Raw genomic sequence first — 22,799 nt, 5'->3', positions numbered from 1 at the left:
CGGTCCCCCGGGCCAAAATCGGCCCATGCCTTTTTCTTCCTTTCCGGCCCCCCGCCCGCCCTCGGCGCCGCGCGGATGGCCTGCCCGCCTCGGCATCGCCCGCATCGCCGCGCTGACCCTGGCGCTCGGGCTCGCGGCCCCTGCCGCCCGGGCCCAGCCCCGCTACACGATCACCACCGCGCAGATCCACGACGCGCTGGCCGAGAAGATGCCCCGGCGCTATCCCGTGGCGGGGCTGCTGGACCTGGATCTGCAGGTGCCGCAGTTGCGCATGCTGCCCGCGCAGAACCGGGTGAATGCCGTGCTGCCGGTGATTGCCTCCGGGCCGCTGCTGTCCGGCGGGCAGCGGGGCTACGCGGGCACGTTCGACGTGGATTTCGCGCTGCGCTACGAGGCGTCCGACCGTACGCTGCGCGCGCACCAGGTCCATGTGAACACGCTGCGCATCGACGGGCTCAAGCCGCCGATGTCCGAATTGCTCAATACCTACGCGCAGCAGCTGGCCACGCAGTCGCTGGGCGAGGTGGTGCTGCACACGCTGCGCCCGCAGGACCTGGCCCTGGCCGACGGGCTGGGCATGCAGCCCGGGCCGATCACCGTGACGGAGCGCGGGCTGCGCGTGGATTTCGTGCAGAAGCCGGTGCCTTGAGGGGGGCGCCGCCGCAGGCGCGCCCGGGCTTTTTTCGTTGTCATCTTTTTGAACGGGAGGAATGGGACCCATGTGGAAATTCACACAGGCGGCGGACTGGTTCGACGGGCAGCGCCGGGAGTCCGAGCAGATCCTGGACCAGTGGGTGGAGTCCAGCCAGTACAGCCAGGGCGCGATGATCACGGCGGCGTCCACGAAGGCGCTGATGACGTTCGGTGCCGGTTTCGTGGACATCCTGCGGCTCGGCGACGGCATGAAGGAGGGCACGCTGCGCGGCGCCGGGCAGGACGCGCTGCGGTTCGTGGCGGTGTTCCCGGTGGGCAAGGCGGCCAGCCTCTACCGCTCCGCGAAGGGCCTGTCCATCGCGAAGGTGGTGGCCGACACGGGCGGGCCCAATTGCTTCTGGATCGCCTCGGCGAAGGCGTTCGCCCAGGTGGGGCAGAAGTTCAACGGCAAGCTGCTGGCGAACGTCGAGGACGTGGCCAAGGCGCTGGGCATGAACATGAACGCGCTCTGGCGCATTCCCAACCTGGCCACGGGGATGTCGTACCTGCGGCAACTGGGCGCCCAGGTCGGTACGGTGAAGAACATCTCTTCCTTCCGCGAGGCCGAGCGCATGGTGCCGTTCGACGGCAGCGTGGTGATGCTGTCCGTGCATGTGATGAACGGCAGCAAGCTCATCGGCGGGCATGCCATCTACGCCTTCCGCACGGTCTACGGGCAGCTCCGCTACATGGACCGGACCGTGGGCAACGGCTTGAAGGGCGTGGTGTCGCACCCCGACGAGCTGTGCCGCCTCTACGCGGCCACCTCGATCGTCCCGGTGCAGGCGGCACTGATCCGCAATGTGTTCGTCAAGTCGGTGGCCCACGAGGCGCCGAGGCTCGTCATTCCCGTCCTGGGCGTCATCGCCTCGGAGCCCGGGCGATGAACCCGGCGGTCTGTGCGGTGTGCGGCACCACGGCCGCGCAGGAGGCGGACCGCGGCGGCCCGCAGGGCGCCTGGGTGCAGTTCGCCGACCACGAAGGCGCCGAAGCGTCCGGCCTGGGCCACCCCGAGGGCCTGGCCTATTTCTGCGCGGCGCACTGCACGGCGGCGCAGGCCCTGGCATCGCGCCCCTGCGCCGAAGCGCTGGCGCAGCTGCGTGCGCAGAACCCGCAGCCCTGCCAGGCCCCCGCGGCTCGGCCAGCCTCCCCGCCCGCGCGGCGCTGGTGGCAGTTCTGGCGCACCTGAGCCGGCCTGCCTACAGCCCCCGTTCCACCATGTCGAGCAGCCGCTGCGCCAGCACGTCGCGCAGTGCTTCGGGGGCGCCGCGCAGCGGGCCGTCGATGGCGAGGAAGGCCATGCCGTGCACGGTGGACCAGGCCAGGTATTCCGCGCCGGGCCGGCGCGCAGCGGGCAGGGCGCCCGCGGCCACGAGGTCGTCGAGCGCCGCGCCCAGGTGCTCGAAGGGGTTGAGGCCGCTGCCGCCGCCCTTGTCGGGATCGGGTTCGCTGTCCACCGTGAAGGGCTGGCCGAACGCCATGCGGAACAGCCCGGTTTCCGACTGGGCGAAGCGCAGGTAGCCCCGGCCGACGGCGCGCACCCGGCCATAGGCGCGTTCGGCGGGCGGAGCGTCTTCCGGCACGCGCGCGAGTTCTTCTTCCATGAACACGGCCATGGCCGCCACGGCGGCGGCGCGCACGGCGTCCAGCAGGTGCTGCCGGCTCGCGAAGTGCCGGTAGGCCGCATTCGGCGCCACGCCCGCGCGCCGGGTCGCCTCGCGCAGCACGACCGCGTCCGGGCCGCCCTGGCGCGCCAGTTCCAGCCCGGCATCGAGCAGGGCGCGGCGCAGGTCGCCGTGGCGGTAGGTGGCGCGCGGGGCGGCGGTGGAGGCAGAGGCGGGAACGGAAGCGGGAACGGTCATGGCGTTTGCGATGTGGACAGCGTCCATTGTCTCTGCTACCTTTGTGTACGGTGTTCACATAAAGCCATCCTTCGGCCCCGCACACCGCCTTCCACCCCCGATTTCCCCCACTGAGGAGCCTGCATGAAAGCCCAACCGTACCTGTTCTTCGACGGCCGCTGCGAGGAGGCGCTGGCCTTCTACCGGCAGGCGCTGGGCGCCGAGGTCACCGCGCTGATGCGCTTCCAGGACAACCCCGAGCCGCCGCAGGACGGCACCTGCGGCAGCGCGCCGGGCGCACCCGCACCGTCGCCCGACAAGGTCATGCATGCCGAATTCCGCATCGGCGAGACGCTGCTGCTGGCATCCGACGGCATGTGCGCGGGGCAGCCCCGCTTCGAGGGCATCTCGCTGGCGCTCACGCCCGCCGATGCGGCCGATGCGGAGCGCGTCTTCGCGGCGCTAGGCGAGGGCGGGCAGGTGCAGATGCCGCTCGGCCCGACCTTCTTCTCGCCCGCGTTCGGCATGGTGGCCGACCGTTTCGGCGTGCCCTGGATGGTGGTGGCGCCGCAGCCCTGAGGGGCCGGCGTTTCCTTTGGCGCAACACGGCAAGGAGGCATTCATGGAGATTCCCGAACCGCAGGAGCAGCACCGCTGGCTCCACCGGCTGGAGGGCGACTGGACCGTCGAATCCAGCGCCGACATGGGCCCCGGGCAGCCGCCCGCCCACGGCACTGGCACCGAGCGCGTGCGGCGGCTCGGCGCGCTCTGGGTGGTGTGCGAGGGCGAGGGCGGGATGCCCGGTGGCGGCCCCGCCCACGTGCGGATGACGCTGGGCTACGACCCGCACCAGCAGGCGTTCGTGGGCCACTGGGTGGGATCGATGATGACCCACCAGTGGATCTACCGCGGCACGCTGGATGCGGGCGGCACGGTGCTCGCGCTGGAGACCGAGGGGCCGAGCTTCACGGGCAACGGCACCCTGATGCGCTACCGCGACACCATCACGCTGCTGGGGCCGGACGAGCGTGCGTTGACCTCGTCCGCGCTGCAGCCCGACGGGCAGTGGAAATCGTTCATGCGGGCCACCTACCGGCGCGTGCGGCCGCTGCCGGAAGCGCCCTGAGTTTGTGACGGCCCCGCACCGGTTGGCGGGGCGTGCGCGGAGCCGTCCTACAGCGCCCGGCCCGGCGCGGGCGGCACAGTAAAAGAAAAGGCCTGCCGGGCGACGCCCTGTCCGCGCGGGCCGCGACGCCGTGCCCCCGCGCCTGCCCCATGAAACGCCGCACCGACCCTCCGACCCCCCTTGCCGCCATTCCGATCACTCCGGAACGCTGCGCCCCTGCTGCGCCTGCCGTCGCACCGCCCGTACCGGTGGCGGTGCGCGTGGTGCATGCCGAAAGCCTGGCGGACATCCTCGACCAACTGGAGGCGCTGGCCGGGCAGGCCGGCGCGGTGACCGTCGGCGACATGGTCAGCGCCTTCGGCAGCCGCAGCTACGGGCCGCTGCTGGTGGTGCCGGCCCTGCTGGAGCTTTCGCCCGTGGGCGCGGTGCCGGGCGTGCCCACGGCGCTGGCCTGCGTCGTGGTGCTGTTCGCGGCGCAGATGCTGTTCGGCCGCCGCCATGTGTGGGTGCCGGGCCTGCTTGCGCGGCGCAGTCTCGGGGCGGCGCGGCTGGCGGGCGCGGTTCGCCGGCTGCGGCCGTGGGCCGAGCGCGCGGACCGGTGGTTCCATGGCCGGCTGTGCGCGCTGACGGGCGGCGCGTTCGTCCGGATCGCGGCGGCAGGCTGCATCGCGCTGGCCTGCACGGTGCCGCCACTGGAACTCGTGCCCTTCGCCAGCTCGGCGCCGATGGCGGCGGTGGCGATGTTCGGCCTCTCGGTGATGGCGCGCGACGGGTTGCTGATGCTGGGCGCGATGGCACTGGCCGGGCTGGCCGCGCTGCTGCTCGTGCTGGTGGCCTGACTGCGTGCCGGTGCGCGGAGCATGGGGTTGCTTCGCGCAGCGGCGCACCGCTTCGTGCGGGTGGTGGGTGCGAGGGGGGCCGCGGACCATGCTGGAGGCTCTTCACCGCGATCCACCGGGATCGGTCGGCGCCGTGCCGGCCCACCGTGCCTCGCGCTTCGGAGCGCAACGATGTCGATATCCGCCAAGCGATTGTTTTCACAGGGGGCCCAGAAGGTCCAGAGCGGCTTCGGCCAGCTGTCGGCGCTGGCCAAGGGCTACACGAAGCTGCCCCAGTCCAGCAAGCTTTCACAGCACGAGGGGCTGAGCGCACGGTATGGCCGGCAGGAGCAGGCGCCCATCGGGCCGCGCAACAACGCGGCGCCGGGGGCGGCGAAGCACGCGGCCCCGCAGGGCCCGGCGCACGCCGTGCATTCGGCCGCCGCCCGGCCGCAGGGCACCTCGCAGCCGCCGGCACGGCCGGCGCCCCCGCGTCCGGCCCCTTCGCACTATCCGACTGCGGCGCAGCATTTCCAGCAGTCGCACGCCAAGCCGTCGAAATTCGCCGCGCCGCCGGGCCGCCCGGCCGGGCCGCACTCCGCGACCACGGCGCAGTCTTCCGCAGGCGCTGCCCCCGCGGCGAAGTTCCAGCCGCCGGCCCAGGCGAAGCCCCGGCCCGTGGGGCTGCAGCATGCGCTGGGCACGGCGCACGGCGCTGCGGCCGCGCGGCCCGCGAACGTGGTCCATGCCCAGCGCCCCGCCACGGCCGCGGTGCCCCGGCCCGCGGTGTCCACGGCGGAGGCGGGCAAGCCGGAGCAGACGCCGCTGGAGAAGGCCGCGGAGGCGCTGCTGAAGCAGGTCAGGGCCTCGGACAGGCAGCTCTACGACCTGATCAACCTGCGCGACAACGCGGAAATGGACGGGGATTACGACGCCGCCGACGATGCCGACGACGCGATCGATGCGCTCAAGGAGCAGCGCACCGGCACCATCCTCATGAGCAACATCCTGAACGGCGCGGACCGCGGCGGCGCCCGGCAGATGGGCATGCTCCGGGATTTTTCACGGACACCGGAGCCCGTCGTCTCCGGGGACCTGGGCTCCCAAAGGCGTGCGTTGCAGAGCAACGCGGCCGCCCTGCGCCGGGCGCGCGAGCAGTTCGGCCCCATCAAGGACCTTGCCGCGAATGCCGAAACGCTGAAGGCCGCGCTGAAAGGCAACAACGTGCCGCAGGCCGCACGCGCGGAGCTGGAGGCCATGTTGCGCGGCTTCGCCAACTATTCCGCGCTCGAAAAGATCGTGGCCGAATGCGACCGTGCCATCCGCCGGATGGGCGGCCAGGGCCTGATGGACAGCATCCCCACCACCGCGGCCGAGCGTCGTGCGGCGGACGAAGCCGAACAACGCAGGCACCAGGAATCGGTGAGCAACGGCTACTGAGTCGCGCGGCGGTGCGCGGGGCGTGACCGGCATCGTCCTACGCGGCCGGGGCACGGCATGGCCTACAACCGGGGCAAGAGCCCGGCCATAAGGGCCGGGCACGCTCTCGCAGGACATCCTCCATGCCCCTTTCAGACGCTTTCGACGATTCCGATCGCCACGCGCGTTCCGCTCCTTCCTCCGCTTCCGCAACGCCGCCGGCCCCTGCCGACGGCGGCGAGGCGGCTTCCGACCCTTCCTCCTCCGCCGCGTCCGCGGCCGGCCATGTGCCGGAGCACCCGGTGGTGGTGATCACCGGCGCCTCCAGCGGCATCGGCCATGCCATCGCGCTGGCCTTCGCGCGGCGCGGTGCCTGCCTGGTGCTGGCCTCGCGCAGCGCCGACACGCTTGCGCCCGTGGCGCTGGCCTGCCGCAAGGCCGGCGGCCATGCGATCGGCGTGCCCACGGACGTCACCGACGCCGCGGCCGTGCAGTCGCTGGCGGACAAGGCCCTGCGCCATTTCGGGCGCATCGACGTCTGGGTGAACGGCGTGGGCGTGGGCGCGATCGGCCGCTTCGACGAGGTGCCCGTGGAGGCGCACCGCCGCGTGGTGGAATCCAACCTGCTGGGCCACCTGCATGGCGCGCACGCCGTGCTGCCGCATTTCCGCGAGCGCGGCGCGGGCCGGCTCGTCAACCTCATCTCCGTGGGCGGCTGGGTGCCGGCGCCCTATGCGGCCGCCTATACGGCCAGCAAGTTCGGCCTGCGCGGCCTCTCGGAGAGCCTGCGCGCCGAGGTGTCCGACCTGCCGCACGTCCACATCTGCGACGTGGCGCCGACCTTCGTCGATTCGCCGGGCCTCTCGCACGGCGCCAACTACACGGGCCGGCGCATCCGGCCGCCGCTGCCCATGGTCGATCCGCACCGGGTTGCGGATGCGGTGGTGGCGCTGTCGCGGGCGCTGCGCCCGCGCGCGGTGACGTGGATGGGCATGGGCGCGCTGCCCGGCCGCGTGGCCCATGCGGTCGCCCCGGGCACCGTGGCCCGCTGGATGCGCTGCCTCTCCGACTGGGGCCTGGCGCGCGCCAGGCCCGAGGCCGAGAGCGAGGGCAACCTGTTCTCGCCGTCGCTCGGCACGGCCGTGGAAGGCGGGCACCGCAAGCGGCGCGCCGGCACGCTGGGCCTGGTCGCGGCGCTCGGCGTGGCGGGCCTCGCCTACGGCTGGTGGGCGGGCCGCCGCCGTCCATGACCCCTGTTTGCTATTGAATCAATAGCAAACTATCCAATGGAACTGGCGGCATGGAGCCGGTTTCTTCTTGAAGAGGCCGCTCGCGGGGCGCCCGGCCGGCCGAATCCTGGACGGTGGCACGGGGCCATTGCCCGCGCGGCACAATGCCGCGCCCGCACTGTTTTCCCGGCCGTGGGCGGCTGCCATGCCAGCCCCGCGGCCGCCCCCGCATGGCTTTTTCTTCCCGATCCCCTTCCTCCACCCCCTGGCTCCGGGCGTCGCTGCGCGGCGGCTGGCTGCCGCTGGTGCTGGCCTGCCTGGTGGCGCTGGGATTGATCGTGCTGGGCCACGACGGCAAGCGCGTGGCGCAACTGGCGGTGCTGGCCGCGCCGCCCTTCGCGTGGCTGTTCTGGCCCGTGCGCAGCCGCTGGGTGCACCGGCTGCGCGCCGTGCTGCTGTGGGCGTGGGCGATGGTGTTCGTGCTGGACGGCGTGGCGCGGGCCTACCTGCTGCAGACCTACCAGGCCGCCCCCGACAGCGCGATGGTGCTCGGCGCCGCCGCCAACACCAATGCGCGCGAGAGCGCCGAGTTCTTGCGCATGTACTGGCGCGGCGCGCTGCTGGCGGCGGGCTTCGTGGGCGCCGTGGCCGCGGTGCTGGCCGTGTGCGTGCTGCGGGGCCGGCGCGGCGGCCCGCCGCAGCGCGCGGCAGGGGCTGCCGCCCCGGCGGTGGCGCCGGTGCCGCGCTCGCGGTCGCGCCGCGCGGCCCTGCTGGGGCTGGGCGGGGCGGTGATGCTGACGGGGGCCGCGGCCTATGCGAGCAAGCCCTGGCGGCGGCTGCATCCGCTGGCCTACTGGGCGCAGTGGAACCACAAGGTGGAGCACGTGCGCACCGGCTGGGCCCACCAGCAGGAGGCGCGGCAGGTGTTGCTGGAACGCGCCCGCGCCGATGCGCCCACGATGGCCGAGGACGGGCCGGCGCTCGTGGTGCTGGTGATCTCCGACAGCGTGAACCGCGACAACATGTCGCTCTACGGCTATGGCCGCCCCACCACGCCGGGCCTGCAGGCGCAGCAGGCGGCGCTGGGCGAGGCGTTCACGGCCTTCCAGGCCTGGTCGGCCGATGCGACCACGCTGCCCGCGCTGCGCAGCTTCTTCCGCTTCGGCGAGCCCGACGAGGCGCACCCGCACCATGCGATCGCGGTGGCGCGCGCGGCGGGCTACAAGGTCTGGTGGATGAGCAACCACGACGACGTGGGCATCGAGCAGCTGCACGGCCGCCTGGCCGATGAATTCGAGATGAACAACCGCACGCCGGGCCGCTCCGGCGCCTCGCTCGACAGCGAGGTGCTCGACTGCGTGGAAGAGGCGCTGGCCGACCCCGCGCCGCGCAAGCTGCTGGTGCTGCACCTGCTGGGCGCGCACCCGCACTACGACCTGCGCTTTCCGCCGGGCGCCAACCCGTTCGACGACCACCCCGACGCGGTGGATGCCACGCTCGCGCGCGCGGGCCGGCCCGGCTGGCTGCGCGACCGCCGCGAGGAGTACGACGCGGCCGTGCTCTACCACGACGGCATCGTCTCCACCCTCCTGCAGCGCACGCGCGAGGGCGGCGCGCCCGGCGGCTACCGCGCGTTCATGTACCTCTCGGACCACGGGCAGGAGGTGGGCCACGGCGCCAACTGGGCCGGCCACAGCCCGGGCACCGAGGCGGGCTACCGCATACCGGCCATCGTGTGGCACAACGGCCGGGCGCCGCTCGCGCCGCTGGGCCTCGCGCAGCGCCCGTTGCGCGCGGACTGGGCGGCGCACACGCTGGTGAACCTGCTGCGCATCGAGTGGAAGGGCTACCGGCCCGACCGCGACGTGCTCGATGCGCGCTACCGGTGGCTGCCGCCCTCGGTCGCGGCGCTGGCCGAGACGCCGCGCGCGCAGCCGCCGTCGCCGCCGTCGCCCTCACCGCACTGACGTCGGGCCGGGGGCGGGGCGGAGGGCCCGGCCCGCCGCCGGGCGCGCGGTGGATGCCGGGGCGTGTGGGGCCTCCTCCTACAGCGGGCGGCCCCCCGCCTGCCTACGATGGCCTCAGCCGGCCGCTGCGCGTGGCCCGCTCCGCGCCTTTCGGTTCGTTCCTTTCTCCCCCTTCCGCTTTCCTCCCCTGCCACCGCGCCGCGGCATGGCGCCGCGGCCCTTCAGCACAGGACCACAGCCATGACGACTCCCGTCCCCTCCGCCGGTGTCCGCGCGGCCGCTGCCGCCCCCACCGCCGTGCCCTTCACCTTCTACGCCGCCAACGGCCGCGTGTACGCCAGCAACGTGAAGGACAAGCTCATCGACCTGGGCCGCCTGGACCGCGAAGGCAAGGGCTACGCCTTCCAGCTCGATGCGGACGAGAAGATCGCTTCGTCGGGCTTCGAATCGCCCGAGCACGCGCTGGCCGGCGTGGTGGGCGCGATCACCTTCCTCTTCCTCGACGGGCAGTTCACCGCGCTGGCCGACGTGGGCGGCGAACGCCCGGACCTCATCGACGCACCGCAGATCCACGTGACGCTGGACGCGCTGGGCAAGAGCGAGCCAGCCATCGCCGCCGACGTCTGAGCCGGGCGGGCCGGGGACGGGCCGCGGGGCCCCTCTTCTCCAGCGCCCAAGCCTCCTTCTGTCTCCTTGGTTTGCTATTGAATAAATAGCAAAGTATTCAATGGATACGGCGGCATGGAGGCAATCCGATGCCTGGGCGGTGCGCCGCGCGCCACCGCCCGACGATTCACCCACCACCCACCCACCCTCCCGATTCCGGTGCCGCCGCAGGCGGAGCGCCGCCACGGGTTTTCGAGACAAGGAGCGACATGCCGCACGACGATCCATCCACCCCTTCCCCGACCCTGCTGTCCTGGTTCCGCGACGAAGCGGTCTGGGGGCTGTCCCTCTCCAGCATCGCCCTGGCGGTGGCCGCGGCGCTGGGCGTGTACCTCGCCATCACGCTGCTGCTGGGCGTGGCCCAGCGCCGCAGCCGGCGCATCGCCGAGGGCCGCGCGGCGGCTGCCGGCGGCAAGGAAGGCGCGGGTGGCGTGGCCGCCATCGTGGCCGACGTGCTGGGCGGCACCAGCCACCTGCTGATCCTGCTGGTGGCGCTGCTGGTCGGCGTGGGCATGCTGGACCTGGCGCCGCGCTGGCAGGCGCGCGTGGGGCAACTGTGGTTCATCGCGCTGGCCCTGCAGATGGCGCTCTGGGGCACGCGCGCGATCGGCATCGCGATCCGCCGCTACGAGGCGCGGCACCTGGGGGCGCCGTCGCTGCAGGTGAGCGCCTCGGGCACGCTGATGTCGTGGGGGTTGCGCACGCTGCTGTGGGCCACCATCGTGCTGGCCATGCTGGCCAACCTCGGGGTCAACATCACGGCCTTCGTGGCCAGCCTGGGCGTGGGCGGCATCGCCATCGCACTGGCCGTGCAGAACGTGCTGGGCGACCTGTTCGCCTCGCTCGCCATCGCGGTGGACAAGCCCTTCGAGGTGGGCGACTTCATCGTCGTGGGCGGCGTGGCGGGCACGGTGCAGCGCATCGGCGTGAAGACCACGCGCATCCGTAGCCTCGGCGGCGAGCAGGTGGTGATGTCCAACACCGACCTGCTCAAGCAGACCATCAACAACTACCGCTACCTGCAGGAGCGGCGCATCGTCTTCAACTTCACGGTGAGCTACACCACCACGGCGCCGCAGGCCGAGGCCGTGGCGCAGGCCGTGCGCCGCATCATCGAGGCGCAGGAGAAGGTGCGCTTCGACCGGGCCCACCTCAAGGCCTTCGGCGCCAACGCGCTGGAGTACGAGGTGGTCTACATCGTGCTGGACCCGGGCTTCAATGCCTACATGGACGTGCAGCAGGCCATCAACCTCGCGCTCATGCGCGAGCTGGAATCGCTGGGCGTACAGTTCGGCGTGCCCGTGCGCACCGTGCACATGGTGGCCCCCACGGAAGCTGCCGTGCCCGCAACCCCCGCCCTGCCCCCAAAGGAATCCCGATGATCGACACCCCCCGCATCGCCACGTTCGCCGCGCAGCCCGTGGCACTCTGGCCCGTGGCCTGCACGCGCGAAGAGATCCAGCAGGCGATGGGCCAGGGCGTGCGCAGCCTGATGGACGCGCTGGCCGCGCAGGGCGCCAAGCCTGCGGGCCCGCTCTTCACGCACCACCTGCGCCGCCCCACGGACACCTTCGACTTCCACATCGGCGTGCCGCTGGAGTCGCCCGTGGGCGCGGCGCCCAACGGCGCCATGCGGCCCGGCGAATGGCCCGCCATGCAGGCCGCGCGCACCGAGTACCGCGGGCGCTACGAAGACCTGCCGGGCGCCTGGGCGGCGTTCCGAGCGTGGATCGATGCGCAGGGCCTGCAGGCCACGGACGACGCCTGGGAGCGCTACGTGACCGGCCCCGAGATGGGCGGCGACCCCGCCACCTGGCGCACGGAGCTGGTGCAGCCGCTGCGCGGCTGACGCGCGGGCCGCGGGCGCGCCGCCCCGCACGCGAGGGGCTGGCCGCCAGGGCCTTTGCAGCCGGTCGCCCCGACCGGCCGGGGCTGCTTCGCCGGGCTCCGCCTGCCGCGCTTATTCGGACGGCGCATTTGCATATTTGTTTTTGGTTTTTCCAGCCGCTTTCCGGCGTGCAATGCACGCGCGCGGCTTCGCGGACCGTGCCACTCCTTCGGGAAGGAGCAGGGTTTTCATGCAGAGGAATCCGACAGTTCCGGTTCGGGCGGGCAAGGGCAGGGTGCCACCCGCGCCGTCCGTCCTTTCGATTTCCTTTCTGTCTGGAGTCTTCCGCCATGGTCTTTCCCCACCGCATCGGCTCGCCGCCGTCTCCCACCTCGCCCCGCCTGCCCGCGCTGGAGGCGGGGCCTCTGCCAGCCGCCCCGCAGTCGTCCGCCGCGGCCGCCGGAGGGCCGGATGTGCCGCGGCGCTCCTCGCCGGCCCTGGGCGCGGAGCCCAGGCGGCCCCGCACGGCCAGGCTGCCGGCGGGGGGCGGCGCGCCTGCGCAGGCCGCGCGCCCCGCGATCTCCGATGCGGCCTGGAAGCGCATGGCCGCGCTCCCGCCCGAGCAGCGGCAGCGGCTCAACGCCAAGGAACGCGAAACGGTCGCCCACGCGGTGAACGAGCTGCGCCGCCACGTCGAGGCCTCGGGTATCGACTTCGTCCCCGTCTTCGGCTTCTGGTCCCTGCGCACCAACAACCACCAGGAGCTGGGCAAGGCCAGCCAGGCCGAGGTGATCGAAGGCCGCGACACCCAGCCCGCGCGCGCCATCGACTACCGCATGGATTACGTCGCCAGCACCGAATACCGCGGCCGGCCGCAGCACCCGGGCGCCGTGGCGTCGATCGCGCCGTCGGAAGGCGGACAGGTGCCGGGCACGCTCCTCAAGCTGCCGTTCGACCGCGCGGAAGAACTGCTCACCGTGCTGCTGGCCCGGGAAGTGGGCGCGGAGGCCGACCTGCGCAGCCCGCCCGACGCGGAGGGCGCGCCGCGCTCCAGCCTCATGTACCGGCCCGTGGTGCGCCCCGTACAGATGGACGACGGCAGCACCCTGCACGCCCTGCTGTTCGAAACCAACCCGGAGAGCGCCAAGTCGCTGAGCAAGGTCTTCGGCGACGACGAGGGCCTCACCGCCGAGCGGCTGGCCTTTTTCATCGCGTCGAGCGATGGCGGCTTCGAGCGCGACGGCAAGAAGCTCGGCGGCCCGAGCGCCGACTACTGGAAAGCCGGCATGCAGCGGCTCGCGGAAACGGGCGATGCACCCGATCCGCTGCTGGCCCAGGCCTACCGCATCGCCACCGAGAGCCGCGCCGCGGACGGCAGCCTGGCGCTGGACGCCATGGTGGGCGCCGCCGTGCCGCGCGGCACCTGGCACGGGCAGAAGGGCTGGCTCGCGCTGTCCGAGGGCCGGCTGCCGGCGGTCTACGCCCAGCCTGCCGGCGCCGGCGCGCTGGCGCAGCACCGCCACCACCAGCAGGCGCTGGACAACGTGCTGACCGCGTGGCGGTCGGGCGATGCGGCGCACGCGGCCCGCGCGGAGGGCGGCGATCTCCGCGCCGCGCTGGCGCAGGCCGTGCCGCAGTTGCTCCAGGAGAGCGGTTTCGACCCGGCCGTGTATGCGGCCTCCGCCCTCGGCGCGGCGGGCCACGGCCGGCATCTGCTGCACAGCGAATCGGATGCCCGCTCCGACCTGCAGGGGCTGTTCGCGCTGCAGGTGGTGGCCTTCGACCCCGCGCGGCACGCGGCGGTGCTGCCCCACCCGGAGGCCTGCGCGGTGTTCGAGGTGCCCCGGCCGGCCGGCGACGGCACGGCCGCGCAGGGCGGCCCCGTCTCGGTGGCGGTGTTCCTGCACCGCGGCATCGATGGTGTCTCCGGCGGCCTGGAGCGGCCGCACGACGATCCCTTCGCGCCCGGTCGCGTGCTGCACTGACCGGGGCGGCTGGCATGGGGGCGGTGGGCCGGCGTTCCATGCATGCACCGGTGTGTTGCGCGGGGCGGTGGTTGGAGACCGCCGCCCCGGCCCCACCTGGGCAGGATGGCGGCCCCTGCCGCCCGGAGAATGCCCCCATGACCACCCTTGCCGCCGCTTCCCCCGTGCTCAGCCTCCAGCCCCTGGGCCCGCTCTGGCCCACGCTGGACCCGTTCCTATTCTGCGCCCACCACGACGATGCCTATCCGCGCGGCAATGCGCGGCTGGGCCCCGATGCGCCGCTCGCGGGCCGGCAGATCGGGCAGGACTTCTCCCGCAAGGACGGCTGGAGCATGTACCACGGCGACGTGGTGCCCGGCTTCCCGCCGCACCCGCACCGGGGCTTCGAGACCGTGACCATCGTGCGCAAGGGCCTGATCGACCATGCCGATTCGCTGGGCGCGGCCGCCCGCTTCGGGCAGGGCGACGTGCAGTGGCTGACGGCCGGGCAGGGCGTGGTCCATTCCGAGATGTTCCCGCTGCTGGATGCCGCGCAGCCGAACCCGCTGGAGCTGTTCCAGATCTGGCTCAACCTGCCCGCGGCGGACAAGATGGTGCCGCCGCATTTCACGATGTTCTGGGCGGGCGACATTCCCCGCCTGCAGAGCACCGACGGCGAAGGCCGCCGCACCGAGGTGACCGTGATCGCGGGCAGCCCGCCCGGCGCCTCGCTCCGGCCGCTGGCGCCGCCGCCGCACTCCTGGGCCGCGCGGCCGGCCTCCGACCTCGCGATCTGGACGCTGCGGCTCGCGCCCGGCGCCCGCCACGTGCTGCCGGCCGCGGCGGGCGAGGGCACGCGGCGCATGCTCTACCACTTCGCGGGTGAGGGCGTGCGCGTGGCCGGCGAGTCCGTGGGCCACGCGGCGCTGGAGCTGCGCGCCGGCCAGGCGGTGGAGCTGTTCAACGGCAGCGCCACCGAGGCGGCCGAATTCCTGCTGCTGCAGGGGCGCCCGCTGGGCGAGCCGGTGGTGCAGTACGGGCCCTTCGTGATGAACACGCAGGCGCAGATCCACGAGGCGCTCGCCGACTACCGGCGCACGCAGTTCGGCGGCTGGCCCTGGGGCGACGGCGCGCCGGTGCACGGGCCCGAAGCGCGGCGCTTCGCGCGGCGGCCGGGCGGTGCCGCCGACGAGGTCCCGGAGCCCGCGCTTCCCGCCGCCTGAAAAGTGCGCGGAGCGCCCGGGCGCGGGCCGCTGCCGGGCAGCCGCCATGCCTGACAATGGCGCTTCGGCCGTGCCGCCCGGGTGCGGCGCCACCTCCGCGGTGGCGGCCACCCGCTCCATCTCTCTTCTCCAGAACTCCAGCCATGAACATCACCAAGGACACCGCGGTCACCCTGACCTACAAGATCACCGACACGCAGGGCAAGCCGCTGGATTCGGGCCATGTGGCCTACCTGCACGGGGGCTACGACAACCTCTTCGCGAAGGTCGAGGCCGCGCTGGAAGGGCAGGCCGCGGGCTTCACCACCACGGTCGAGCTGGCCGTGGCGGATGCCTTCGGCGAGCGCGACGAAAGCCTCGTGCGCAGCATCCCCAAGAGCGAATTTCCCCCCGGCGTGAAGGTGGGCGGCCAATTGCGCGGCGTGACCGACGACGGCCAGCCGCACGTGTTCAACGTGGTCAAGATCAAGGGCCCCGAAGTGCACCTGGACGGCAACCACCCGCTCGCCGGCCAGGCGCTGCGGTTCTCGTGCAAGGTGACCGAGGTGCGCCCCGCCACGGCCGAGGAAGTGGCCCACCGCCATGTGCACGGCGGCCACGGCCACCACCATTGACCGGAGCGCGCCCGCCGGCTTCGGGCGCGCTGGGCGTCAGAACTGCACGTCCACCACCACGTTGTCCTGGTACACGCCGGGCGGCGGGGGGCTCTGGTCCCCATAGACGCGGCCGGTGTAGGGCAGCGAGATCGGCGTGATGCCGTCGGTGAGGGCCGTTCCCGCCACGCGCGCGCCGGCCGCCGTGCCCCACACGCTGCCATCCCCGCGGAACAGGTCGTAGGCCAGCCGGTTGCCGCCGCTGGCCATCTGACGCCGCCCCCCGGCCGGGTACGTGCCGGGCCCGAGCCCCACGGTGATCGACAGCCCCCGCGTGCACACCACCGAGACGCTGCCCGTCACCGTCGGAAACGCCGAGGGCAGCGGCGCCGCGCCGAACTGCACGTCCGGCGCGGCGAACGTGCAGTCGTTGGTGACCACGAGCTGCACCGTGAGCAGGCGGTTCACGTTGCCGTTGCGCGGCGTGCCCACGCACAGGTTGCCCACACCCAGCAGGCCTTCGCAGATGTTGGCGTATTCCCAGTTGACGCTGAGCGTGTCCGTATAGGTGCCCGCGGGCACGTTCGCCCCGGGCGACGTGGTGATGCGCAGCGGCACGCCCGCGGTGTTGTTGCTCAGCAGCGAGAGCACGTTCGAGCCGCTCGCATTGATCACCAGCAGGCCCTGCGTGTAATTGATGCCGCCCAGGTCGGTGATCTGGTAGGGGATGGGCGGGTTGCTGCCGTTCTTGAGCGTGAGCCCGCTGGTGGGGCTCACGAACTTGGCCCGCACGGTGGGCGTGCCGAGCGCGGAAAGCACGATGCCGCCGCACGCCATCGTGAACTGCGCGGTGGTGGTGATGGCCGGCCCCGACAGCACGCGCTGCGACGGCACGGAGCCGAGGTTGCCGCCCGTCTCGGTCTGCACGCAATCGGCGGCGGCGGGGCGGCAGCCCAGCGCGGCGAAGCCCGCGGCGGCCAGGGCCAGGGCCCGTCGCGGGTGCCGGATCACAGCGTGCTCCCTGCCGCGGCCGGTGCACCGGGCTCCGCGCCCGCGCGGCACACCACGCGCAGGTCGCGCCGCGCGGCGTGGTCGGCCTCGTCGAAGGCGGCGCGGCACTCGCGGCCGTCGGGCGTGCGCGCCACCAGCGTATTGCGCGGGTGCAGCGCCGTGAGGTAGACCACGCCGTCCCATCCCACCACCGTGGGCACGCGGCCCTGCTCGTGCACCACCGCGCTGCCCGGCGGCAGCGGCGTGCCGTCGGCGCCAACCAGCGTGATCGTGGCGGTGCGCATGCGCAGCACCGGCAGGTGCACCAGCGTGCCGGTGCCGCGCGCCACGGCCACGCGGCGTTCCAGCTCGGGCGTGTGCACGTCGGCGGGCAGCGAGAGCGGGTCGATCGCATAGCGCGCCGGGTAGTAGGCGGGCACGTTGGGCACGAGCAGGTAGCCCTGCGCGTCCGTGGTGCCGGCGGGCTGGTGGTTGAAGGTGATCGGCACGTCGGGCGTGCCTTCGGTGGAGACCAGCGCGAAGCCGTCCGTGACGCGGTTGGCCGCGAACGCATAGCCGTCCATGAGGCCGAGCGAGCCCGACGCCCCGGCCCAGTGCGTGGTGTCCGTGGCCGTGCCGAAGAGCCCGCCCTGCACCATGCCGTTGCGGCCCTGGTACTGCGCGCTCGCCAGCCGGTAATTGCCGCCCGCGCTGCCGCCGGTGGAGCCGCTGCGCGTATGGCCCAGGTGCCAGCCCAGGCCGCCATCGCTGGGCAGGCTGCGCTGCAGGCTCGCCTCGCCCTGCGTGGCCCGCCCCGTGCGCGTGGCGGCGGCCTGCGCGGTGAGCAATGCATCGAGCAGGTAGGTGAGCTGGAACCGGAGCTGCGTTTCGCCCGTCTCGACGGTGCGGCCCGCGGTGAGCGAGAAGAATGCCTCGCGCCCCACCGGCACGCTGTAGCTCGCGTAGGCGATGCGGCTGCGCGGCGTGCCGGGGCCGCCGCGCAGGTCGATCCACCCCGCACCCAGCGAACCGATGCCGCGCACCAGGCTGGCGTTGATCTGGCGGGTGCGCTGGTAGGGGCGCTGCGCATCGCCGCCGTAGTCGCCCGCGTCGCCGAAGCCCGGCGTGCGCCGTGTCTCCAGGAGCGACACGCCCCCGCGCGTCGTGTGGTATTGGTAGCCCGCGCTCCATTGCCAGCCGCCGGGGCGGTTGCCGGCCCCGCCGGCCGCCCCTTCGGAGCGGCCGTGCGAGAGCGAGCCGTTGAACACGCCGAGCGTGCCCCAGCGCGCCACGCCGCCCGCGCCCACCACCGCCAGCCCCTGGCCCGCCTGGGCCTGCCCTTCGACGGTGACCGCATCGTTGAGCCCGCGCCGCACCACGCCCGCGGCCAGCGGTCGGCCGTACGCGAAGCTGCGCAGGCCGTAGGCGCGCCGCAGGGCGCCGAGCGAGACCGAATAATCGGTCCACCCGGGCCGCAGCAGCTGGCTGCTCACGTAGAACGGCACGGAGGTGACCACCTGCCGGCCCAGCGCATCGGTGGTGACCACGGAGGCCGTGCCGGCGCCGCTCACGGCCGGCAGCTCGCCTAGCGTGAACGGCCCGGGCTGCACGTTGTGCCGGCCGGCCCGGAAGCCGTTGATGAACACGTCCACTGCCGAAGGCACGGCCGCCTGGCCGGCGAACTCGGGCATGGGGTAGGTGACGAGGTCGGGCCGCGCGGCGAAATTGCGTGCCCACTGCACGCCGCCCAGGCGCACCGGCGTGGTCCAGGCGAGTGCGCCGGTGATGAGGTCGCCCGCCGTCCAGGAGGTGGCCGTGGCGGCGTTGGTGTCGGTCCAGGCGGTGTCGTAGCGCAGGTAGCCGTCGCCCGCGCCGCCATCGGTGCGGCGCAGGATGCCCATGTTGGAGACCACGCCGTGCGAGCCGAAGAAGCGCTGCTCCGACCACACCGAGGCGGCCGTGCGCCCACGCGACCGGGTGGCGTACAGCTCGTAGTTCATCAGCAGCCCCGTGCCCTGCGACACCACCACGTCCTCGCGCGGCTCGGCGCCCAGCACCTGTCCGGGCAGCCATGCGGGCGGCACGTCGATGCGCAGGCGCTGCGCCAGGCTGTCGTAGGCCACGGTGACGCCCGGCAGCCCGTCCACGGCCACCAGCGCGCCGTCCGGCCGGTCGGTGCGCACGTGGAGGCGCCGCAGCACCTGCGCATCGATCTCGAAATGCGGCCCGCGCTGGCGCACGGGCACCAGCTCGCCGCTCGCGCGGCCGTTCACGTCCACCTCCAGGTAGAGCATGGCCGGTGCCGCGGCCTGCCCCGGCGCGGGGGGCGGCAGGGCATGGTCGCTGGCGGACAGCAGCCGCGGCAGGCAGGCCAGCAGCGCCAGGCAGGCCGGCAGGCGGCGGCCGGCGCCCGCCCGGGCACGGGTGCGGCGGTGGCGTGCGGGGTCATTGCGCGGCACGGGGCAGTGGGGCCTCGCGCCCGTTCACGGTGGCCTGCAGTTCGTGCGACGGCGGAGGCGCGCGCTCCAGCTCCCAGCGCCGGTGGCTGTGCGGCAGCACGTAGCCCAGCAGGCCGGGGGTGACGACCGTGTCCGTGCCGCCGGCGGACTGCCAGCGCACGGCGGTGAGCCGCGCGTGCCCCGGCCCCGCGTTGCGCACGACGAGGTGGTGCGTGCCCGCCGGATCGCGTTCCACCTCCCAGCGCAGCACGGGCTCCAGCACGTCGCCCACCCCGAGGTTCGCCAGCAGGCTGGCGTGGGTGGCGGGCATGCGCGGGCCGAGCGTGCCCGGCGCATAGACGAAGAGCGGGATCGCGTAGCGGATCTGCAGCCGCACCCCGAGCTGCGTGGTGGGCGCCGCGGGCCGGGGCGCGCCGGGCGGGGCTTCCATCGCCGCCGTCGGTGCGGGCAGCTCGTCGAGCAGCACGCGGTAGGCGTGTTCCTGGCCGGGCGGCACGGGCAGCGTGGCGATGAGCCGCACCATCTGCCGCGCCCCCGGCGGGATCTGGCTGATGGGGGGGCTGGCGACCACGGCCTGTTGGGCAACGAAGCGGTCGTCGCCGTTCTCCTGCTGCCAGCCGAGCACGCGGGCCTGCAGCGCCACGGGCTCGGTGCCCCGGTTCTCGACCCAGAGCGCGACGGCCCGCTGGTCGCCGGCGATGACCGGGTCCACCGGCCAGATCATGAGGGGCGTGGCGGCGCGCGCGGCCCCGGCCGCGGCCAGCAGCAGCCAGGCCAGTAACAGCACCGGCAGCAGGGCTGCGAAGCTGCGGCTCCGCGGGGGCGAGCGGGTGGGCAGGCACCGTTTCACCATGAGAGCGTGACCCTCACGGTATCGGTGTACGTGCCCGCCGCCAGCCCGAAGCCCGGGAACGTGACCGTGCCCTGCAGCGGCAGTGCGGTGGCCGTGGCGCCCAGCGTGATGCCCGCCGGAACGTTCGGCACCAGGGCGGCCGTGGTGGTGGCGATCAGGGCAAGCGCATAGGGCACGTAGCCTCCCGCGCTGTTGGAGAGCCGGCGCTGCCCGCCCTGCGCATGCTGGCCTTCGTCCGCGGCCACCTGCACCGCCGTGCCGGGCGTGCACTGGATCAGCGCCTGCCCACCCATGCCCGAGCCGGCCAGCCGTGTCTCGTTGCCCGTGCGCACGGCGGAGTGCGTGCCGAAATCGATGGTCCCGAAGTTCAGGCCCGTGGTCTGCCCGCTGCCGCCGGCCACCATGCAGCCGCGCACGATGGCGGCATTGACCGAGAAGCTGCCCGTGGTGGGAATGGTGGCCGGTACGGCCGGGGCGGCCGCCAGCAGCGACAGCAACGTCAACAGCAGCAGGCCCGGCGTGGTCGGCTTCGTCGCCGGCAATGCAGCGGCGCGCCCACGCCGCGCCGCAGGGCGTTTCGCATGGATGAGACTCCTCCCTCGCCGCCGGTCGCCGGCGGCCTTCAAAGCGTCGGCGGGCCGGTCAGAAGGTCAGGGTGACCTGCAGCTGGTCCGTGTAGAGGCCGGCGGGCAGCGCCACGGCATTGGTCTTGTTCACCAGGCCGTAGATCGGCAGCGCGAACGGGTTGCCGGCCGAAGGCACGGCGATCCCCGTGATGGCCGTGGCCGCGGTGAACGGCACCGTGTGGCCCGGATCGCGGTAGACGTCGTAGGGCAGGAAGGCGGAGCCATTGGACATCGCGCGCGTGCCGGTGCCGACGCCCGCGCCCTGTCCGGGGTTGGTGCCGCCGTCGATGGTCATGCTGAACGCGGTGATCTCCGGCGAGCACACGATCTGGGTGACGCCCGCGCCGCCTTCGCCGCCGCTGGCCGTGGCAGTGGCCGTGCCCACGAACGTGGCCGGCCGCGATCCGAAATCCAGCGTACCGAAGTCGGCGCCCGACACGGTGCCGGGCCCGCCGTTGATCACGCAGCCGGACGTGAGCATCATGCGTGCGCCGAGCACGCCCGACAGGGTGGCCGCTTCCAGGGGGGCGGTGGCGCTGCCGGCCAGCACCAGGATGCCGGCCGCCGCAGCCGCCAGCGCGCTGCGCCTGCGGCCTTTGGGCCGGGATGGGGACGGCACGGGGCGTGCCGGCGGGTTGGATCTCGCTTCCATCGCTTTCTCCTCTCCAAGAAAAAAACCGATGCCGGGCGCTTGAGCGGATAGCCGAGTTGTCGTTATGGTGCGCGCCGCAACGGGCGAATGCGCCTCCGGTCCGCCGGAGGCCCCGGGCCTGGTTCACCCGGGAAGAAGAGTGGTCTGTGCCACCTGTGTCGAACCTGTGCGAACGATGTTACAGGTGATCGGAAACCGATGAAAGGGTGAAACGCCGAAAAGACCGCAAGCTGCTCGGCTGTCTTTCCCTGCGGCCGGGCCGTTCAACGCCGCAGCAGTGCTTGGCGCAGCAACCGCGCGGCGCGGTCGCGGATCTGGAAGGGGCTGTGGCCGGGAAGGGGGCGCGCCTTGGCCCGGATGCAGGCCGCGAGGAAGTCGTTCAGGATGGGCGCGTCGTCCATCGTCTGCGCGGCACCGGGCTTGAAGAACTCCGGATGCCACTGCGTGGCCGCGATGTAGCCGCGCCCCGACTGCGCGCGGCGGCGGATCGCCTCGGGCACACCGTCGGGGTGGCTCCAGGCCTCGATCTCGAAACCCGGCGCGAGGTTCTTGATGCCCTGGTGGTGGATGCTGTTGACCACCATGCGCGGCTGCTCGGGATAAAGGTGCGACAGCCGGGTGCCCGGCACCAGCTCCACTTCGTGGAAGTGCTGGTCGTAGGTGACCGCATTGCGGTGCTGCTGCGCGCCGGGGTGCTGGGTCTCGATGTCCTGGTAGAGCGTGCCGCCGAAGGCCACGTTGATGAGTTGCAGGCCGCGGCACACGCCGAAGATCGGCTTGCCAGCCTGTTCGAAGGCTTCCACCACGGCCAGGTCGTAGAGGTCGCGGATGCGGTCGCCGAGCCAGGCGTCCTTGAGCGGCACTTCGCCGTAGGTGCCGGGCCACACGTCGGAGCCACCGTGCATCACCACGCCATCCAGCCACTCGGCGTAATGCGCGAGCGTCACGTCGCCCCGCGCGGTCTCGCCCGTCGGGCAGGGCACCATCACGACCATCGCGCCGGCCGACATGATCCAGTGCGCGATCGACTGCTCGACGTATTGCAGCGTCTTGTTGGTGAAGAGGGACCGGGCGGGGTCTGCGTGCGAGAAACAGGCGGAGAGGCCGATCTTGAGGCGCTTGTTGGCGGGCAGCGGCATGCGGGTCAACCGGGCTGGGCAGGGGCGCGCCGCGCGGGCGGCGCACCCCGGGAGGATGGGACATGGGGCATGCAGGGGTTGTAGCACCGACGTTGCGGGCTCTTCTGTAGGAGCCCGCCGCCGCAGCGGCCTGCCGCGTGTCCGATCCTCCTGTGCGCCGGATGCGTTTCGCATCACCTTCGTGCACCATGGGGCCGGACGGGGGCTTGTTTTTCCGCGGACTGCCGCGACTCTCGGGGCACGAAGCTTTTTTCGCTCTCGCCATTTCCGGTTTTCCATCCCGTTGCAATCCCAAGGAGGCACGCATGCAAGTACAGGTCCAGCACGACGAATACATCCAGGGCGGCGAATCGCTCGTTCAATGGATCCAGAGCGAAACGACCACCCGGCTTGCACGGTTCCGCGACCACCTGACGCGCGTCGAGGTGCACCTCTCCGACGTGGATGCCGGCAAGTCCGGCAGCGCCGACAAGCGCTGCGTGATCCAGACCCGGCCGGCCGGGCGCCAGCCGATCGCCGTCAACGCCGATGCCGACAAGCTGGCCGATGCGTTCACCGCCGCCGTGGAAAAGTTGGGCCGCGCCATCGATACCGACCTGGGCCGGCTCAAGGACAAGAACGGGCGCGAGACCATCCGAACCGCCACCGAATAGGCGCGCAGAAACCGGCACCCTGGAGGCCGGTGCCTTCCCGCACGATTGCCCGGTGCGCCG

The 22,799-nt window shown here is 73.0% G+C and carries 23 protein-coding genes; 16 read left to right on the top strand and 7 right to left on the bottom strand.

Translation table 11 applies throughout. The features are described from left to right. Positions 1-25: 25 nt before the first annotated feature. The 3 genes from BM144_RS13720 (at position 26) to BM144_RS13710 (ending at position 1,882) form a co-directional block, all read left to right on the top strand. The gene (locus tag BM144_RS13720; RefSeq protein WP_092953179.1) at positions 26-649 is read left to right on the top strand and encodes a DUF1439 domain-containing protein; all 624 of its coding nucleotides are present in this window, start codon (positions 26-28) and stop codon (positions 647-649) included. A gap of 70 nt (positions 650-719) precedes the next feature. Beyond that, positions 720-1,580, top strand: coding sequence for a hypothetical protein (locus tag BM144_RS13715; RefSeq protein ID WP_092953177.1), 861 nt, complete (start codon positions 720-722; stop codon positions 1,578-1,580). Then, positions 1,577-1,882: a hypothetical protein gene (locus tag BM144_RS13710; protein WP_092953175.1), complete on the top strand. Its 306-nt coding sequence runs from the start codon at positions 1,577-1,579 to the stop codon at positions 1,880-1,882. The genes BM144_RS13715 and BM144_RS13710 overlap by 4 nt, the downstream gene beginning before the upstream one ends. Before the next feature lie 10 nt (positions 1,883-1,892). On the opposite strand, the gene BM144_RS13705 is transcribed toward BM144_RS13710, so the two are convergent. After that, entirely contained in the window at positions 1,893-2,582 is a 690-nt protein-coding gene (locus BM144_RS13705; protein ID WP_434802667.1) for a TetR/AcrR family transcriptional regulator, read from the bottom strand. A 96-nt stretch (positions 2,583-2,678) separates the two neighbouring features. Between BM144_RS13705 and BM144_RS13700 the strand changes: the two genes are divergently transcribed. The 12 genes from BM144_RS13700 to BM144_RS13645 all read left to right on the top strand — a co-directional run bounded on the left by BM144_RS13700 (position 2,679) and on the right by BM144_RS13645 (position 15,388). Next, entirely contained in the window at positions 2,679-3,113 is a 435-nt protein-coding gene (locus BM144_RS13700) for a VOC family protein (protein WP_092953173.1), read from the top strand. 43 nt (positions 3,114-3,156) lie between these two features. Further along, complete coding sequence (locus BM144_RS13695) at positions 3,157-3,660, top strand: DUF1579 domain-containing protein (RefSeq protein WP_092953376.1); 504 nt, start codon at positions 3,157-3,159, stop codon at positions 3,658-3,660. 149 nt (positions 3,661-3,809) lie between these two features. Continuing rightward, positions 3,810-4,499, top strand: a complete 690-nt coding sequence (locus BM144_RS13690; RefSeq protein WP_175526019.1) for an exopolysaccharide biosynthesis protein — start codon at positions 3,810-3,812, stop codon at positions 4,497-4,499. Positions 4,500-4,670: 171 nt separating this feature from the next. Further along, positions 4,671-5,918 (top strand): hypothetical protein, encoded by a 1,248-nt coding sequence (locus tag BM144_RS13685; RefSeq protein ID WP_092953169.1) that lies wholly within the window; start codon positions 4,671-4,673, stop codon positions 5,916-5,918. Positions 5,919-6,040: 122 nt separating this feature from the next. Beyond that, positions 6,041-7,147: an SDR family oxidoreductase gene (locus BM144_RS13680; protein ID WP_092953167.1), complete on the top strand. Its 1,107-nt coding sequence runs from the start codon at positions 6,041-6,043 to the stop codon at positions 7,145-7,147. 209 nt (positions 7,148-7,356) lie between these two features. Continuing rightward, positions 7,357-9,093, top strand: a complete 1,737-nt coding sequence (locus tag BM144_RS13675) for a sulfatase-like hydrolase/transferase (RefSeq protein ID WP_092953165.1) — start codon at positions 7,357-7,359, stop codon at positions 9,091-9,093. A 240-nt stretch (positions 9,094-9,333) separates the two neighbouring features. Further along, a complete protein-coding gene (locus BM144_RS13670; RefSeq protein WP_092953163.1) occupies positions 9,334-9,720 on the top strand; it encodes a hypothetical protein in 387 nt (128 codons plus the stop codon). A gap of 248 nt (positions 9,721-9,968) precedes the next feature. Further along, positions 9,969-11,141, top strand: coding sequence for a mechanosensitive ion channel family protein (locus tag BM144_RS13665; RefSeq protein ID WP_092953161.1), 1,173 nt, complete (start codon positions 9,969-9,971; stop codon positions 11,139-11,141). Then, positions 11,138-11,608: a GyrI-like domain-containing protein gene (locus BM144_RS13660; protein ID WP_092953159.1), complete on the top strand. Its 471-nt coding sequence runs from the start codon at positions 11,138-11,140 to the stop codon at positions 11,606-11,608. The genes BM144_RS13665 and BM144_RS13660 overlap by 4 nt, the downstream gene beginning before the upstream one ends. Before the next feature lie 329 nt (positions 11,609-11,937). Beyond that, entirely contained in the window at positions 11,938-13,572 is a 1,635-nt protein-coding gene (locus BM144_RS13655; protein ID WP_245783662.1) for a gamma-glutamylcyclotransferase, read from the top strand. A gap of 137 nt (positions 13,573-13,709) precedes the next feature. Continuing rightward, a complete protein-coding gene (locus BM144_RS13650) occupies positions 13,710-14,774 on the top strand; it encodes a pirin family protein (protein WP_092953157.1) in 1,065 nt (354 codons plus the stop codon). A 143-nt stretch (positions 14,775-14,917) separates the two neighbouring features. Further along, positions 14,918-15,388 (top strand): FKBP-type peptidyl-prolyl cis-trans isomerase, encoded by a 471-nt coding sequence (locus BM144_RS13645; protein WP_092953155.1) that lies wholly within the window; start codon positions 14,918-14,920, stop codon positions 15,386-15,388. 36 nt (positions 15,389-15,424) lie between these two features. Here BM144_RS13645 and BM144_RS13640 read toward each other — a convergent pair whose 3' ends face one another. The 6 genes from BM144_RS13640 to BM144_RS13615 form a co-directional block, all read right to left on the bottom strand. Then, entirely contained in the window at positions 15,425-16,378 is a 954-nt protein-coding gene (locus BM144_RS13640) for a Csu type fimbrial protein (RefSeq protein ID WP_092953372.1), read from the bottom strand. After that, positions 16,375-18,816 carry a fimbria/pilus outer membrane usher protein gene (locus BM144_RS13635; protein ID WP_092953153.1) on the bottom strand — a complete coding sequence of 814 codons (2,442 nt, stop codon included), beginning with the start codon at positions 18,814-18,816 and terminating at the stop codon, positions 16,375-16,377. Before BM144_RS13635 ends, BM144_RS13640 begins: the two co-directional genes overlap by 4 nt. After that, complete coding sequence (locus tag BM144_RS13630; protein ID WP_092953151.1) at positions 18,803-19,669, bottom strand: fimbrial biogenesis chaperone; 867 nt, start codon at positions 19,667-19,669, stop codon at positions 18,803-18,805. Before BM144_RS13630 ends, BM144_RS13635 begins: the two co-directional genes overlap by 14 nt. Then, positions 19,663-20,211, bottom strand: a complete 549-nt coding sequence (locus tag BM144_RS13625) for a spore coat protein U domain-containing protein (RefSeq protein ID WP_245783661.1) — start codon at positions 20,209-20,211, stop codon at positions 19,663-19,665. Before BM144_RS13625 ends, BM144_RS13630 begins: the two co-directional genes overlap by 7 nt. Before the next feature lie 100 nt (positions 20,212-20,311). After that, the gene (locus tag BM144_RS13620; protein ID WP_245783660.1) at positions 20,312-20,947 is read right to left on the bottom strand and encodes a Csu type fimbrial protein; all 636 of its coding nucleotides are present in this window, start codon (positions 20,945-20,947) and stop codon (positions 20,312-20,314) included. 263 nt (positions 20,948-21,210) lie between these two features. Next, positions 21,211-22,086, bottom strand: coding sequence for a gamma-glutamyl-gamma-aminobutyrate hydrolase family protein (locus BM144_RS13615; protein WP_092953147.1), 876 nt, complete (start codon positions 22,084-22,086; stop codon positions 21,211-21,213). 305 nt (positions 22,087-22,391) lie between these two features. Here BM144_RS13615 and BM144_RS13610 point away from each other — a divergent pair, with 305 nt between their 5' ends. Then, positions 22,392-22,739, top strand: coding sequence for an HPF/RaiA family ribosome-associated protein (locus BM144_RS13610; protein ID WP_092953145.1), 348 nt, complete (start codon positions 22,392-22,394; stop codon positions 22,737-22,739). The last annotated feature ends 60 nt before the right edge of the window (positions 22,740-22,799 follow it).

Origin of the sequence: Paracidovorax konjaci, from assembly GCF_900112675.1 — a bacterium.
Taxonomy (GTDB): Bacteria; Pseudomonadota; Gammaproteobacteria; order Burkholderiales; family Burkholderiaceae_C; genus Paracidovorax; species Paracidovorax konjaci.
Note: the sequence above shows the minus strand (reverse complement) of the source record. Positions and strands in the feature narration are given on the sequence as shown.